Raw genomic sequence first — 14,965 nt, 5'->3', positions numbered from 1 at the left:
GTGCCGCAACTTTGTGATAACGCGAGGGTGTTGGAACACTCTGTTGCCGATGCGCGGAGCCGTCGCGGTGCAGCCGCGCTTGCATGTGTCCGGTGGTGCGGACGATGCTGTTGTCCACCCATCGCCGGAGCCGTGCATGCATCTGTTCGCCCTGATCGTTGCCGTGTGCGTCGGCGCGCTGCTGCCGCTGCAGGCGCTGCTCAACGCCCGCCTGGGCCAGCTCACGTTCGGGCCGTTGTTCGCTTCGCTTGCGTCGTTCGCGGTCGGCACCAGCGCACTGCTGGCACTGTGGATGGCATGGCGGCCGGCCGCCGGCGGATCCGGTTTGCCGATGGCGCCGTGGTGGGCCTGGACCGGCGGCCTGATCGGCGCGGCGTTCGTGGTCGCGGCTACCGTGCTGGTGCCGCGGCTGGGCGCGGCGGTGCTGATCTGCCTGGTCGTGTTCGGGCAACTGGCCGGCTCGTTGCTGCTCGATCACTTCGGCGTGTTGCATCCGCGCCAGCCGGCCGACGCGCTCAAGATCGTCGGTATGGCCTTGGTGGCGGTGGGCATGCTGCTGGTCGTTCGGCCCTGGCAAGGCAGCTGAGACGACTCACTCAAGAATACTCCGGGTAAAAATCGGAAAGCCCCGGCGCGCGTTTGTGGCGCGGACGGTTCTATGGCCACAATACCGATCCCGCCCCGTCCGGAGCCCTGCATGGCCGAGTTGAAGGAAGCGCGCGTCCCGGATATCGGTGACTACGACGACGTACCGGTGATCGAGGTGCTGGTCCAGGTCGGGGACACCGTGGCCAAGGACCAGGGTCTGGTCACCCTGGAGTCGGACAAGGCCACCATGGAAGTGCCCTCGACGGTCGCCGGGGTGGTCCGCGAGCTGAAGGTGAAGGTCGGCGACAGCCTGTCCGAGGGCAGCGTGGTCGCCCTGATCGAAGCAGCCGGGGCCGGATCGGAAGGGGCCGGACCTGCCGCCGAGGCTCCGAAGGCGACAGCACAGGTGTCCAAACCCGCGGCGCCGGAAGCCGTAAAGCCGGCGCCGCCAGCGGCCTCCCAACCCGCGCCCACGGCCTCAACGGGCGGTGTCCAGGAAACCCGGGTTCCCGATATCGGCGATTACACCGACGTGCCGGTGATCGAGGTGCTGGTCCAGGTGGGCGATACGGTCGCCAAGGACCAGGGCCTGGTCACGCTGGAGTCGGACAAGGCCACGCTCGAGGTGCCCTCCTCGGTCGCGGGCGTGGTGAAGGAGCTCAAGGTCAAGGTTGGCGACACCCTGTCGGAAGGCAGCGTGGTCGCACTGATCGAAAGCGCCGCCGGTGCTTCTGATGCGCCGCGCGCCGAACCCGAAGCAGGCGCCACGCCGACGCCCAGCGCGGAAACCGGCGCCCGGGTCGAACCGGTCCAGGTCGCCAGCCAGCCCGACAACATCGCCAGGGCCTCGATCGACAAAGCCGACGCCGCCGTGGCGCCCATGGGCGCCGGGCTGCCGCCGGTCCGCTTCGAAGCCGACGCGTTGCTGCCTGACAAGGTGCCCTACGCCAGCCCGGCCGTGCGACTGTTCGCGCGCGAACTCGGCGTGGACCTGGGTCAGGTGCGGGGCTCCGCGCGCGCTGGCCGGATCACCCGGGAGGACGTCCAGCAGTTCGTGAAGGGCGCACTGGCCGGAGGCGGGGCGGTTGCGGCGACCGCGACCGCGACCGTCGCGACTGGCGGTGGCCTCAACCTGCTGCCCTGGCCCAAGGTCGACTTCGCCAAGTTCGGCGAGATCGAGGTCAAGCCGCTGGCCCGGATCAAGAAAATCTCCGGCGCCAACCTCGCCCGCAACTGGGCGATGATCCCGCACGTTACCCAGCACGACGATGCCGACATCACCGAGCTGGAAGCCCTGCGGGTGCAGTTGAACAAGGAAAACGAGAAGGCCGGCATCAAGCTGACCATGCTCGCCTTCCTGATGAAGGCCAGCGCCGCGGCGCTGCAGAAGTTCCCGGATTTCAACGCCTCGCTCGACGCCGCCGGTGAGAACCTCACCCTCAAGAAGTATTTCCACATCGGTTTCGCCGCCGACACGCCCAATGGCCTGGTGGTGCCGGTGGTGCGCGACTGCGACCGCAAGGGCGTCAACCAGATCGCGCAGGAAACCGGCGAACTGGCGAAAAAAGCGCGCGAGGGCAAGCTCGGCCCGGCCGAAATGTCCGGCGGCTGCTTCTCGATCAGCTCGCTCGGCGGCATCGGCGGGACCGCGTTCACGCCGATCGTCAACGCGCCGGAAGTCGCGATCCTGGGCGTGTCGAAATCGGCGATGAAGCCGGTCTGGGACGGCAAGGCCTTCCAGCCTCGCCTGGTGCTGCCGCTCTCGCTCAGCTACGACCATCGGGTGATCGACGGCGCCGCCGCCGCGCGCTTCACCGCGTACTTGGCGCAGCTGCTCGGCGACATGCGACGGGTACTGCTGTAGCCGCCATGCAGTCGGCCCGCCGCCGCCCGTGATGCAGCCTGCGAACGACCGCAACCTCGAGCAGACAGGCGACCGGCTGCGCGACGCCGCCAGCGGCGTGGCCCGGCGTGGCTGGGGCGACATCCAGGAACTGCTGCAGTTCCAGCCGCTGCAGGCGTTCGGGATCGAGGTGACCATCGGCGGCATGATCACGGCCGTGCTGGCGATCCTCGCGGCCATGGCGCTGTCGGCGCTGCTGCGACGCGCATTGCGCCGTTACGGCGAGCGCTATGCCAACGCCAATCAGGCCGCGCTGTACACGGTCTCGCGTCTGCTGCATTACCTGCTGCTGGTCGTCGGCATCCTGCTGGCGTTCGACCTGGCCGGCGTTCCGCTGGGCAAGTTCACGGTGTTCGCCGGCGCCATCGGCGTGGGCCTGGGATTCGGCCTGCAGGCGATCTTCAGCAACTTCATCTCCGGGCTGATCCTGCTGTTCGACCGCTCGCTCAAGGTCGGCGATTTCGTCGAGCTGGAAGGCGACATCCGCGGCAACGTGCGCGCGATCAACATCCGGGCCACGCGCATCACCACCAACGACAACATCGACGTGCTGGTACCGAACTCGGAGTTCGTCACCAAGCGGGTGGTGAACTGGACCCACGCTTCGGTCAACCGGCGCGTGCGCGTGCCCTTCGCCGTGGCCTACGGGGTGGACAAGGAACTGGTGAAGAAGGCGGCGCTGGAAGCCGCGGCGCGCGTGCCCTTCACCCTGGCCACCGAGGGCGAGAAGCGACCGCAGGTCTGGCTGGTGAACTTCGGCGACAGCGCGGTGGAGTTCATCCTCGCGGTCTGGTTGACCGAGGAAGCCGCGCGCCGCAATGCCGCGATCACGGCGGCCTACCTGTGGGAACTGGATACCGCGCTGAAGGCGCATGGCATCGAGATTCCGTTCCCGCAGCGCGACCTCAACCTGCGCAGCGCGTTCGGGCTCAGCGGCGCCGAAGCGATCGCCGCGCTGCGCGGAGAGGCGCCGTCGACCACGGCTGCGGCAACCGATGCCGCGACGGTCCTGGCGCCCGGAGAGCGCGCCGCGCTGGCGCGCAACGATGCCCAGGCGGACACCCAACGCGTCATCGAGGAAGAGGCTGCGCGCGCGGAAGCCGCCTCGTGTCAACAGGATCCGGCATCGCGCTGACGCGCGGCCCCATTACCGATCGGAGATTCCAAGCATGGCCAACCTCATCGAGATCAAGGTGCCCGACATCGGCGGCTACAGCGACGTACCGGTGATCGAGGTGCTGGTCGCGGTCGGCGATACGGTCACCAGGGACCAGGGCCTGATCACCCTGGAATCGGACAAGGCGACGATGGAGGTGCCTTCCACCGTGGCCGGCACGGTGAAGGAACTCAGGGTCAAGCTGGGCGACACGCTCTCGGAGGGCGCGGTGGTCGCGGTCCTGGAAGCGCAGGACGCGGCTTCGCCCATCAAGAATGAGCCCGCTCCGGCTCCAGTCAGGGCCGCAGCGGAAGAGCCGGTATCGCCGCCGATCGCGCCTTCGCTCGCCAAGCCGGCCGAACCGGCGCCGCAGGCCGCAGCGGGCAGCGGGCGCAAGCCCGATATCGAATGCGCCATCGTCGTGCTGGGGGCCGGGCCCGGTGGTTACACCGCCGCATTCCGCGCCGCAGATCTCGGACTGGATACGGTGCTGGTCGAGCGCTACCCGGTCCTCGGCGGCGTCTGCCTCAACGTGGGCTGCATTCCGTCCAAGGCGTTGCTGCACGCCGCGGCGGTCATCGACGAGGCTGCGCACGCGACCGAATACGGAGTGGAGTTCGGCACGCCGAAGATCTCGATCGACAAGCTGCGCGACTACAAGAACAAGGTCGTCGGCCAGTTCAACAAGGGCCTGGCCGGCATGGCCAAGCAGCGCAAGGTGCGCGTGGTCGCCGGCACGGCCAGGTTCGTGTCCGCCAACGAACTGGAAATCGCCGGCGATGGCGGCGCGACCCAGCTGCTGCGTTTCGGGCAATGCATCATCGCCGCTGGCTCGCAGGCGCTGAAGCTGCCGGGTTTCCCCTGGGACGATCCGCGGATCATGGATTCGACCGACGCGCTGGAACTGGCCGAGGTGCCGAAGAAGCTGCTGGTCGTCGGCGGCGGCATCATCGGCCTGGAGATGGCGACGGTCTACCGCGCGCTCGGCGCGCAGATCACCGTGGTCGAGTTCATGGACCAGCTGATGCCTGGCGCCGACAAGGACCTGGTCAAGCCGCTGGCCGACCGGCTGAAGAAGCAGGGCGTGGCGGTGCATCTGAAGACCAGGGTGGTCGAGGCCAAGGCCCAGAAGAACGGTATCGCGGTGAGCTTCGACGGCGACAGCATTCCCGACAACAAGCTTTACGACCGCGTGCTGGTCGCGGTCGGGCGCACGCCGAACGGCAACAAGATCGACGCCGGCAAGGCCGGCGTGCGCGTGGGCGAGCGCGGCTTCATCGCGGTCGATGCGCAGATGCGCACGAATGTGCCGCATATTTTCGCGATCGGCGACATCGTCGGCCAGCCGATGCTGGCGCACAAGGCCACGCATGAGGGCAAGCTGGCGGCCGAAGTCGCTGCAGGCGAGAAGAAGGAATGGGTGGCGCGCGTAATTCCTTCGGTCGCTTACACCGATCCGGAGATCGCCTGGGTCGGCGTGACCGAGACCGAAGCGAAGGCAAAGGGGCTGAAGATCGGCGTCGGCAAGTTCCCGTGGGCGGCCAGCGCGCGCGCGACCGGCATCGGCCGCGCCGAGGGCTTCACCAAGCTGGTCTTCGACGAGGCCACGCACCGGATCATCGGTGGCGCGATCGTCGGCGTGCACGCCGGCGAAATGATCGCCGAGATCGCGCTCGCGATCGAGATGGGCAGCGAGGCGCTGGACATCGGCCACACCATCCATCCGCATCCGACACTGAGTGAATCGGTCGGGATGGCGGCCGAGGTCTACGACGGGACGGTCACCGATCTGTACATCCCGAAGAAGAAGGGCTGAACCTGCGGGCGTTCGGCCGCATCGAATGCTCTTGAACCTGCGCTAGGGTCCTCCCTAGATGGCGCGCCATGCGCGCGTGACGTATTCCTGCCCTGCAGGGGACGCCGACGTCATCAGGGAGAGAGCTCGACATGCGCGACCGTCATGTGCGGTGGATCTTTGCGTTCGCCTGCATCGCAGGCATCGGCGGTGCGGCCGCCAACGCCAGGCAGCCGGCGTTTACGACGCCGGAGCAGACCAGGGCGCTCGCCGCCGCGGGCGAAGCGGGCGAGTTCGCGCAGCGGCTGCGTGCGCACCAGCTGCTGCTGCGGCGCGAACGCACCTACTATCCGGCCCTGTTCCGCGCTGCCTACGCGCGCTACCCGCGCATCCCGGCCGGGATGCTGGAAGCCATCGCCTACACCCAGAGCCGCTGGCACAACCTGCGTTCCGACCGCGACGGAACCGGCAACGGCCACATGCCCCGCGGTTACGGCGTGATGGGCCTGTACCAGGGCGAGGGCTTCGCCGACCAGATCGCAGAGGCGGCGGCGTTGCTCGGCGTGGATGCGGAAAAGATCAAACGCAATCCCGGCTTCAACATCCTGGCCGCGGCGGCCCTGCTCGAGCGCGCGCTGCGCGCAGCCGGTCCCGAGCCGGACATCGAAGCCCAGGCGCTGGCGCTGCAGCGCTACGCCGGATTTTCGGCCACCGGCGCGGTGGGCGACTACGCGCGCGCCAGCTTCGCCTTCGACGTGCTGCTGGCGCTGGATCGCGGGGTCGACGACAACGGCATCCGCGTGCCGGAACGGGCGGTCGAATGGGAGCGCGCGTTTCCGGTCGACATGCTGGTGAAGCTCCATGCACCGATGGTCAGGCTCGACATCCAGCGCGATACGGTCGAGGCCGCCGGCATCGCCATCGACCCGATCAGCGAGCGGCTGCGCGCGCAACCGCCCCTGCAGTCCGCCGAGGGCATGGTGGGGATCGCCAGCACCGACTACGGTCCGGCCTTGTGGGTGCCATCGCCCAATTACTCCGCGCGCGGGGACTCGGTGCGCGAAGTGGTGGTGCATACCATGCAGGGCAGCTATGCCGGCTCAATCGCGTGGTTCCAGAACCCCGACAGCCAGGTCAGCGCGCATTACCTGATCCGCAGCTCCGACGGCCAGGTGACGCAGATGGTGCGCGAGAGCCAGAAGGCCTGGCACGCGCGCTCGCACAACCCGTATTCGATCGGAATCGAGCACGAGGGCTACGTCAACAACGCCAGCTGGTACACCACCGCGATGTACAACGCGTCCGCGGCGCTGGTGCGCGCGATCTGTCCGAAGTACGCGGGCGTGACCTGCGCCAACGCCTACCAGGGAGCCGCGACGTCGTACGACGGGCCGAAGCTGGGTGCCAGCGTGCATATCAAGGGCCACCAGCACCTGACCGACAATACCCATACCGATCCGGGCATCAACTGGAACTGGTCGCGTTACTACAGCCTGATCAATCCGGCTGCCGGGGGAACCACGCCGCTGGATACCTTCGAGAGCAGCGTCGGTCATTTCGTCACCAGTCCGACCTATTCGGGCAGCACCACCGGCGTCGCGACCAGTTCCAGCATCGCGCGCAACTGCAGCCTGGCGCACGGCGGCACGTGTTCGCTCAATGTGCGCCTGGTCGACAACGCGTCGAGTTCTGGCGACTGGGCCGTGCGTCTGCTCTCGGGCAGCGGCAACCCCGGCAGCAACGTCGCGCTGGCGCGCAGCGGCCGCATCGGCTTCTGGGTGTATTCGGGTGGCACCGGGATGAGCGTGGCGGTCGGCATCGACGACAGCGACGGCACCGAACGCTCGACCAGCCGTGCGATTCCGGCCAACAGCTGGGCATACGTGGAATGGAGCCTGTCGGACGCGGCCCAGTGGATCGCCTGGGCGGGCGGCAGCAACGGCGCAATCACCGCCAGTTCGGTGAAGCTCGATGCGATCTGGTTCTATCGGGCGCAGACGAGTTACCCGGTCAACCTTTATGTGGACGACGTGCAGCTGCGCAATTGACGCGAGAAGGCCTGAAAAGGCGAAGCCCCGGCGGTAACCGGGGCTTCGGTGGACCTGCGGGGAGATCGACGAGGAAGCGGCCGCAGGCCTCGGTAAGGATTGACCGGGCGATTCGGCAAAGGTTCCGCGGCCGGATCTTCGCGGCCCGATCTGTGCGGCCCGATCTGCTCAGACGGCCAGCGGCGGAGCGGATCCGGTCGTACGCCGGCGTTCGATCCGTTTCCAGACCTTTTCGTGCAGGTGGAAGGCCACCGTATTGCAGGCAGGTTCTACCAGCGCCAAGGCGCCGCCGACCCAGATACTGCCGGTCATCAGGTAGCCGACGAGAAAGGCCACGCAGAAATGCACGGCGGCAAAGCTCAGGGTCTTGGTCATGGCGCGGGCTCCGATGAGAATCATTCTCGTTTGTAGGATAGTGGCAGTTGCCCCAAAATCCAATGGATTGATGCAGTCAATGCGATAGCGATCATCTATCGCGAGGGTCGCGCCATCCGCCCCTTCCATGGCTGTCGCCATTGGCACCGGTTTTTAACGACTGCTATACTTTTATGGCTTCGCGGGGCGGTTTTCATGGCTCTGCGGCCCCTGCCAACTCCCGGACACACGCGCGTGCTCAACTCCATCGCCGCGGGTCGGCGGCTGGCGCAGCGGGTGGCGGTCGCGCAGACCGTTGCCACGCTCGCGACCGCGCTGACCTGCCTGATCTGGGGAAGGGCGGCGGGGCTTGGCGCGCTTGCGGGCGGCCTGGCGATGACGTTGGGCAGCGGACTGGCAGCCTGGGGTGCATTCGGGGGGAGCGTGGCCGGTGGCGGCGTGCTGTTGGGGCGGCTGCTGCTGGGAACCGCGCTGAAGTGGATCGCGGTCGGCATGGGCCTGTACCTGGCCATTGCGACCTGGAAGTTGCCTGCGCCGGCGGTGCTGGCGGGCGCGGTGGCGGCAACGGTGGCGTGGTTGTTCGCCGTCAGATCAAAGAACTGAGGATGCGTGCGTGAGTGCTGAACCCAGCGGTAGCGGATCGGGCGGCGGGCTGACCGAGTACATCGTCCATCACCTGACCCACAACACGGCGCAGGTCGCGGGCAATACCTTCCATGTCGACAGCTGGATGGTCGCGCTGGCCGTGGGCCTGCTCGGATGCCTGCTGCTCTGGTCGCAGGCGCGCAAGGCGACTTCCGGCGTCCCCTCCAAGGCCCAGGCCTTCGTCGAACTGGTGGTGGAATTCGTCGATTCGCAGGTCAAGGACGCGTTCCACGGAGATCGCCGCTTCATCGCGCCGCTGGCGCTGACCATCTTCGTCTGGGTGGTCTTCATGAACGCGATGGACCTGCTGCCGCTCGACCTGCCGGCGGCCGCGATCCAGGCCGTCGCCGGTGAGGAGACCGCCCATCACACCTACCTGCGCGTGGTGCCCACCGCCGACATCAATACGACCTTCGGCATGTCGATCGTGGTGTTCTTGCTGATCATCTTCTATTCGATCAAGGCCAAGGGCGGCTGGGGCTTCACCAAGGAGCTGTTCACCGCACCGTTCCACGCCGAGGGCGCGTTCGCGAAGATCGTGCTGGCGCTGCCCAACCTGTTCCTCAACATCGTCGAATACCTCTCCAAGCCGGTGAGCCTGGGCATGCGGTTGTTCGGCAACATGTATGCGGGCGAGCTGGTGTTCATGCTGATCGCCGGCCTGTTTGCTTCGTGGGTGACCTTCGTGCCCGGCGTGTTCCTCAATGCCGGCTGGGCGATCTTCCACATTCTGATCATCCTGCTGCAGGCCTTCATCTTCATGGTGCTGACCGTCGTCTACCTGGCGATGGCGCACGAGCACCATTAACGCGTCCGCCGAACGCATCGATCCATCCCCGCTTTAAAGAAACTGCTTCCACCACCACTTTTCCTTTAGTCAACCCGGAGATCCACAATGGAATTCATCGCCCAAGTCCAGGCCTTCACCGCCCTCGGCATCGGCCTCATCGTCGGCCTCGGCGCCATGGGCGCTGCGCTCGGCATCGGCATCATGGGTTCGAAGTTCCTCGAGTCCGTCGCCCGCCAGCCCGAACTCGCGCCGATGCTGTCCGGCCGCATGTTCCTGCTCGCCGGCCTGATCGACGCGGCGTTCCTGATCGGCGTCGGCGTGGCGATGATGTTCGCCTTCGCCAATCCGCTGACCGCCGCGGTCACCAGCGCCGCGGGCGGTTGATCGAACCGGCACGACGCACGGAAGCCTCGCGCTTCCGTGCGTGGCAAGCAGCACCCCGGCATGGCGCCGTGGTGCAGACCGATCCGCAGGGCACGACATGAATCCGAATATCACCTTGCTGGGCCAGATGCTGTCGTTCGCGATCCTCATCTGGTTCACCGTCAAGTTCATCTGGCCGCCGTTGATGAAGGCCATCGAGGAGCGTCAGCAGAAGATCGCTGAAGGCCTCGCCGCCGCCGACAATGCGCAGAAGAACCTTGCCCAGGCGCAGGACAAGGTCAACGAGGAGCTCAAGGCCGCGCGTGCGAAGGCCAACGAGATCATCGAGCAGGCCCACCAGCGCGCCAACCAGATCGTCGACGCGGCCAAGACCGAGGCGATCAGCGAAGGCGCGCGGCAGAAGGCGCTGGCCCAGAGCGAAATCGACGCAGCCGCCAATCGCGCCCGCGAAGATCTGCGCAGGCAGGTGTCCGCGCTGGCGGTGACCGGTGCCGAAAAGCTGCTGCGCCGCGAAATCGATGCCAACGCCCACAAGGCATTGCTCGACGAGCTGGCCGCGGAGATCTGACGCGTGAGCCAGACCCTCACCCTCGCCCGTCCCTATGCCCGCGCCGCGTTCGCGATCGCGCGGGACGGCGGCAGGTTCGCGCAGTGGTCCGACGCGCTCGGATTCGCGGCGCGCATCGCCGCCGACTCGCAGGTCGCGTCGCTGCTCGCCAACCCCAGGCTCACCGCTGGCGATGCGATCACGCTGCTGTCGGTCGATGGCACAGAACCGGCGTTCGCCGACTTCCTCGCCCTGCTGGCGGAGAACCGCCGCATGACGCTGCTGCCGGAAATCGCCGGGCTGTACGAGCAGCTGCGCGCCGACGCCGAGAAGGTCGTACGGGCCAAGGTGACCTCGGCGACCACGCTGCCCGTGGGCGAGCTCGACACGATCACGGCGGCGCTACGCAAGCGCTTCGGCCGCGAAGTGCACGTCGAAACCGCGATCGACGAATCGCTGATCGGCGGTGCGCTGATCGACACCGGCGACATGGTCATCGACGGTTCGCTGCGCGGCAAGCTGCAGCGGCTGCAGGCGGCATTGAACCAGTAACCACGTAAGCGGGCTCGAGCCCGCCGAACGGAACGCAAAACACCAAGGCGGGCCAGGGCCCGCCCTACAGGAAACGAAGCAATGGCAACCACCACGCTCAACCCGTCCGAAATCAGCGAGCTGATCAAGGCCCGCATCGAGAAGGTCAAGCTGTCCGCGGAGGCGCGCAACGAGGGCACCGTAACCTCGGTGTCTGACGGCATCGTGCGCATCTTCGGCCTGGCCGACGCCATGCAGGGCGAGATGATCGAGCTGCCCAATGCGACCTTCGCGCTCGCGCTGAATCTGGAGCGCGATTCGGTGGGCGCGGTGGTGCTGGGCGACTACGAGCACCTGCGCGAAGGCGACGTGGCCAAGACCACCGGCCGCATCCTGGAAGTGCCGACCGGCCCGGAAATGCTCGGCCGCGTGGTCAATGCGCTGGGCGAGCCGATCGACGGCAAGGGTCCGATCGAAGCCAGGACCTCGGCGCCGGTGGAAACCATCGCCCCTGGCGTGATCTGGCGCAAATCGGTATCGCAGCCGGTGCAGACCGGCTACAAGGCGATCGACTCGATGATCCCGATCGGGCGCGGCCAGCGCGAGCTGATCATCGGCGACCGCCAGACCGGCAAGACCGCGGTGGCGATCGACACGATCATCAACCAGAAGCATTCGGACATCAAATGCATCTACGTGGCGATCGGTCAGAAGAACTCGACCATCGCCAACATCGTGCGCAAGCTGGAAGAGCACGGGGCGATGGCCTACACGACGGTGGTGGCCGCGTCGGCTTCGGAATCGGCCGCGATGCAGTACATCGCCGCGTACTCGGGCTGCACCATGGGCGAGTACTTCCGCGACCGCGGCGAGGACGCGCTGATCATCTATGACGACCTGTCCAAGCAGGCCGTCGCCTACCGCCAGATCTCCCTGCTGCTGCGCCGCCCGCCGGGCCGCGAAGCCTATCCGGGCGACGTGTTCTACCTGCACAGCCGCCTGCTCGAGCGCGCCGCGCGCGTGTCCGAAGCGTACGTGGAGAAGTTCACCAATGGCGAAGTGAAGGGCAAGACCGGCTCGCTGACCGCGCTGCCGATCATCGAGACCCAGGCCGGCGACGTGTCGGCATTCGTGCCCACCAACGTGATCTCGATCACCGACGGCCAGATCTTCCTCGAGACCGACCTGTTCAACGCCGGCATCCGTCCGGCGGTGAACGCCGGCATCTCGGTGTCGCGCGTGGGTGGCGCGGCCCAGACCAAGATCATGAAGAAGCTCTCGGGCGGCATCCGCATCGCGTTGGCCCAGTATCGCGAGCTCGCCGCGTTCGCCCAGTTCGCCTCCGATCTGGACGACGCCACCCGCAAGCAGCTCGAGCGCGGCCAGCGCGTGACCGAGCTGATGAAGCAGAAGCAGTACGCGCCGATGTCGGTGGCCCAGCAGGCGCTGGCCATCTACGCGGTCGACAACGGCTACATGGACGATGTGCCGGTCGCCAAGATCGGCGGATTCGAGGAAGCGCTGCATGCGCACTTCGCCAACACCGCCGGCGACACGCTCAAGGCGATCGACGCCAGCGGCGACTGGAACAACGATTTCGAAGCCGCGTTCAAGAAGGGCATCGAGGACTTCAAGGCGACGGGTAGCTGGTGATGAATAGGGTGCGCCCCGGCGCACCGGTGTTGAATCGCGGTTAGCGACGGTGCGCCAGGGCGCACCCTAACGGGAAAACGAGATGGCAGGCGGCAGGGAAATCAAAACCAAGATCAAGAGCGTGCAGAACACCCGCAAGGTGACGCGCGCGCTCGAGATGGTCTCGGCTTCCAAGATCCGCAAGGCGCAGGAGCGGATGAAGGCCTCGCGCCCGTATGCGCGCGCCATGAAGCAGGTGATCGGCCATCTGGCGCAGGCCAATTCCGAGTTCCGGCATCCCTACCTGGTCGAGCGCGCGGAGATCAAGCGCGTCGGCTACGTCATCGTGTCTTCGGACCGCGGCCTGGCCGGCGGCCTCAACAACAACCTGTTCCGCAGGCTGCTGGGCGAGATCCGCAAGCACCAGGAACAGGGCGTGCAGGTCGACGTCGTCACCATCGGGCAGAAGGCCTCGGTGTTCTTCCGCCGGATCAAGGTCGAGATGCTGGCCTCGGTGAGCCATCTGGGCGATACCCCGCGCGTCGAGCAGCTGGTCGGCGTGATCAAGGTAATGCTCGACGCCTACAGCAGCGGCACGGTCGACAAGGTCTTCCTCTGCTACAACGACTTCGTCAACACCATGACCCAGCGCGCGGCGTTCGACCAGCTGCTGCCGCTGCCGCCGTCCGACGGCGCGGTCGCCCAGCACGAATGGGATTACATCTACGAGCCCGACGCGGAAACCGTGCTCGAGCACGTGCTGACGCGCTACGTCGAATCGCTGGTCTACCAGGCGGTGATGGAGAACGTTGCCTCCGAACACGCCGCGCGCATGGTCGCGATGAAGGCGGCCAGCGACAACGCCAACAAGCTGATCGAAACGCTGAACCTGGTCTACAACAAGGCCCGGCAGGCGGCGATCACCCAGGAAATTTCGGAAATCGTCGGCGGGGCCGCGGCGGTTTGACCCCATTCCCGTAGGAGCGACATAAGTCGCGAACCCGTGCCAGAAGATCGCGACTCACGTCGCTCCTGCAAAAGAAGCATTGCAATTCGAGGAAGTTGAACATGAGCAACCAGGGCAAGATCGTCCAGATCATCGGCGCCGTCGTCGACGTCGAATTCCCGCGCGAGAGCGTGCCGAGGGTCTACGACGCGCTGAAGGTGCAGAACACCGCGATCACGCTGGAAGTGCAGCAGCAGCTGGGCGACGGCGTCGTGCGCACGATCGCGCTTGGCTCCACCGACGGCCTGAAGCGCAACCTCATCGCCGAGAACACCGGCAAGGCCGTGTCGGTGCCGGTCGGCACGGGCACGCTGGGCCGGATCATGAACGTGCTCGGCGAGCCGATCGACGAAGCCGGCCCGGTCGAGGCGACCGAGCACTGGGAAATTCATCGCCCCGCGCCGTCCTACGAGGACCAGGCCGCGGCCAACGAGCTGCTGGAAACCGGCATCAAGGTGATCGACCTGATGTGCCCGTTCGCCAAGGGCGGCAAGGTGGGCCTGTTCGGCGGCGCCGGCGTGGGCAAGACGGTGAACATGCTCGAGCTCATCAACAACATCGCCACCGAGCACAGCGGCCTGTCCGTGTTCGCCGGCGTGGGTGAGCGCACGCGCGAAGGCAACGACTTCTACCACGAGATGGCCGAGGCAGGCGTCATCAAGCTGGACAACATGAAGGAGTCGAAAGTCGCGATGGTGTATGGCCAGATGAACGAGCCGCCGGGCAACCGCCTGCGCGTCGCGCTCACCGGCCTGACCATGGCCGAGTACTTCCGCGACGAGAAGGATGCCGACGGCAAGGGCCGCGACGTGCTGTTCTTCGTCGACAACATCTACCGCTACACCCTGGCCGGCACCGAAGTGTCCGCGCTGCTGGGCCGCATGCCGTCGGCCGTGGGTTACCAGCCGACGCTGGCCGAGGAAATGGGCGTGCTGCAGGAGCGCATCACCTCGACCAAGACCGGTTCGATCACCTCGATCCAGGCCGTGTACGTGCCCGCGGACGACCTGACCGACCCGTCGCCGGCCACCACCTTCGCGCATCTGGACGCGACCGTGGTGCTGTCGCGCAACATCGCCGCGCTGGGTATCTATCCGGCGGTGGATCCGCTGGACTCGACCAGCCGCCAGCTCGACCCCAACGTGATCGGCAACGAGCACTACGAGACGGCGCGCCGCGTGCAGGCCACGCTGCAGAAGTACAAGGAGCTCAAGGACATCATCGCGATCCTGGGCATGGACGAGCTGTCGGAAGAGGACAAGCTGGCCGTGGCCCGCGCGCGCAAGATCGAGCGCTTCTTCTCGCAGCCGTTCCACGTGGCCGAAGTGTTCACCGGCTCGCCGGGCAAGTACGTGTCGCTGAAGGACACGATCCGCGGCTTCAAGGGCATCGTCGACGGCGAGTACGACCACCTGCCCGAGCAGGCGTTCTACATGGTCGGCGGCATCGAGGAAGCGGTCGAGAAGGCCAAGAAGATCGCCGAGAAGGCGTAATGCGGCTCCCTCTCCTGTTTGCGGGAGAGGGCTAGGGTGAGGGCGCCGGCCCGCACTCGCACTCCTGCCCTC

At 66.7% G+C, this 14,965-nt stretch carries 14 protein-coding genes; 13 read left to right on the top strand and 1 reads right to left on the bottom strand.

Features of this window, described 5'->3' with window-relative positions; genetic code table 11:
* Positions 1 to 136: 136 nt before the first annotated feature.
* The 5 genes from MC380_RS12465 to MC380_RS12445 all read left to right on the top strand — a co-directional run bounded on the left by MC380_RS12465 (position 137) and on the right by MC380_RS12445 (position 7,490).
* Positions 137 to 586 (top strand): DMT family transporter, encoded by a 450-nt coding sequence (locus tag MC380_RS12465; RefSeq protein ID WP_242101687.1) that lies wholly within the window; start codon positions 137 to 139, stop codon positions 584 to 586.
* A 111-nt stretch (positions 587 to 697) separates the two neighbouring features.
* Positions 698 to 2,452 carry a dihydrolipoyllysine-residue acetyltransferase gene (aceF, locus tag MC380_RS12460; protein ID WP_242165107.1) on the top strand — a complete coding sequence of 585 codons (1,755 nt, stop codon included), beginning with the start codon at positions 698 to 700 and terminating at the stop codon, positions 2,450 to 2,452.
* A 31-nt stretch (positions 2,453 to 2,483) separates the two neighbouring features.
* On the top strand, positions 2,484 to 3,626 hold the full coding sequence (locus tag MC380_RS12455) for a mechanosensitive ion channel domain-containing protein (RefSeq protein WP_242165105.1): 1,143 nt from the start codon (positions 2,484 to 2,486) through the stop codon (positions 3,624 to 3,626).
* Between the two features lie 34 nt (positions 3,627 to 3,660).
* Entirely contained in the window at positions 3,661 to 5,463 is a 1,803-nt protein-coding gene (lpdA, locus tag MC380_RS12450) for a dihydrolipoyl dehydrogenase (protein WP_242101684.1), read from the top strand.
* A gap of 131 nt (positions 5,464 to 5,594) precedes the next feature.
* Positions 5,595 to 7,490 carry an N-acetylmuramoyl-L-alanine amidase gene (locus MC380_RS12445; RefSeq protein WP_242165103.1) on the top strand — a complete coding sequence of 632 codons (1,896 nt, stop codon included), beginning with the start codon at positions 5,595 to 5,597 and terminating at the stop codon, positions 7,488 to 7,490.
* A 168-nt stretch (positions 7,491 to 7,658) separates the two neighbouring features.
* Here MC380_RS12445 and MC380_RS12440 read toward each other — a convergent pair whose 3' ends face one another.
* Complete coding sequence (locus MC380_RS12440) at positions 7,659 to 7,865, bottom strand: DUF2061 domain-containing protein (RefSeq protein ID WP_242101682.1); 207 nt, start codon at positions 7,863 to 7,865, stop codon at positions 7,659 to 7,661.
* A 195-nt stretch (positions 7,866 to 8,060) separates the two neighbouring features.
* Between MC380_RS12440 and MC380_RS12435 the strand changes: the two genes are divergently transcribed.
* From MC380_RS12435 to atpD, 8 genes are all read left to right on the top strand, one after another.
* Entirely contained in the window at positions 8,061 to 8,468 is a 408-nt protein-coding gene (locus MC380_RS12435) for an ATP synthase subunit I (RefSeq protein WP_242165101.1), read from the top strand.
* A 10-nt stretch (positions 8,469 to 8,478) separates the two neighbouring features.
* The gene (gene atpB / locus MC380_RS12430; protein WP_242101680.1) at positions 8,479 to 9,318 is read left to right on the top strand and encodes a F0F1 ATP synthase subunit A; all 840 of its coding nucleotides are present in this window, start codon (positions 8,479 to 8,481) and stop codon (positions 9,316 to 9,318) included.
* Positions 9,319 to 9,405: 87 nt separating this feature from the next.
* Positions 9,406 to 9,684, top strand: coding sequence for a F0F1 ATP synthase subunit C (atpE, locus tag MC380_RS12425; RefSeq protein ID WP_242101679.1), 279 nt, complete (start codon positions 9,406 to 9,408; stop codon positions 9,682 to 9,684).
* A 97-nt stretch (positions 9,685 to 9,781) separates the two neighbouring features.
* A complete protein-coding gene (locus MC380_RS12420) occupies positions 9,782 to 10,252 on the top strand; it encodes a F0F1 ATP synthase subunit B (protein WP_242101678.1) in 471 nt (156 codons plus the stop codon).
* A 3-nt stretch (positions 10,253 to 10,255) separates the two neighbouring features.
* Positions 10,256 to 10,783 (top strand): F0F1 ATP synthase subunit delta, encoded by a 528-nt coding sequence (locus MC380_RS12415; RefSeq protein ID WP_242165099.1) that lies wholly within the window; start codon positions 10,256 to 10,258, stop codon positions 10,781 to 10,783.
* A gap of 81 nt (positions 10,784 to 10,864) precedes the next feature.
* The gene (gene atpA / locus MC380_RS12410) at positions 10,865 to 12,415 is read left to right on the top strand and encodes a F0F1 ATP synthase subunit alpha (RefSeq protein WP_242165097.1); all 1,551 of its coding nucleotides are present in this window, start codon (positions 10,865 to 10,867) and stop codon (positions 12,413 to 12,415) included.
* Between the two features lie 82 nt (positions 12,416 to 12,497).
* Positions 12,498 to 13,361 carry a F0F1 ATP synthase subunit gamma gene (gene atpG / locus MC380_RS12405; RefSeq protein ID WP_242101675.1) on the top strand — a complete coding sequence of 288 codons (864 nt, stop codon included), beginning with the start codon at positions 12,498 to 12,500 and terminating at the stop codon, positions 13,359 to 13,361.
* A 101-nt stretch (positions 13,362 to 13,462) separates the two neighbouring features.
* The gene (gene atpD, locus MC380_RS12400; protein WP_242165095.1) at positions 13,463 to 14,893 is read left to right on the top strand and encodes a F0F1 ATP synthase subunit beta; all 1,431 of its coding nucleotides are present in this window, start codon (positions 13,463 to 13,465) and stop codon (positions 14,891 to 14,893) included.
* Positions 14,894 to 14,965: the final 72 nt, after the last annotated feature.

This window comes from Lysobacter sp. M15 (genome assembly GCF_022662515.1).
Classification (GTDB): Bacteria; Pseudomonadota; Gammaproteobacteria; order Xanthomonadales; family Xanthomonadaceae; genus JAKPBU01.
The sequence above is the reverse complement of the archived record's forward strand: the minus strand, read 5'-3'. Positions and strand labels throughout refer to the sequence as shown.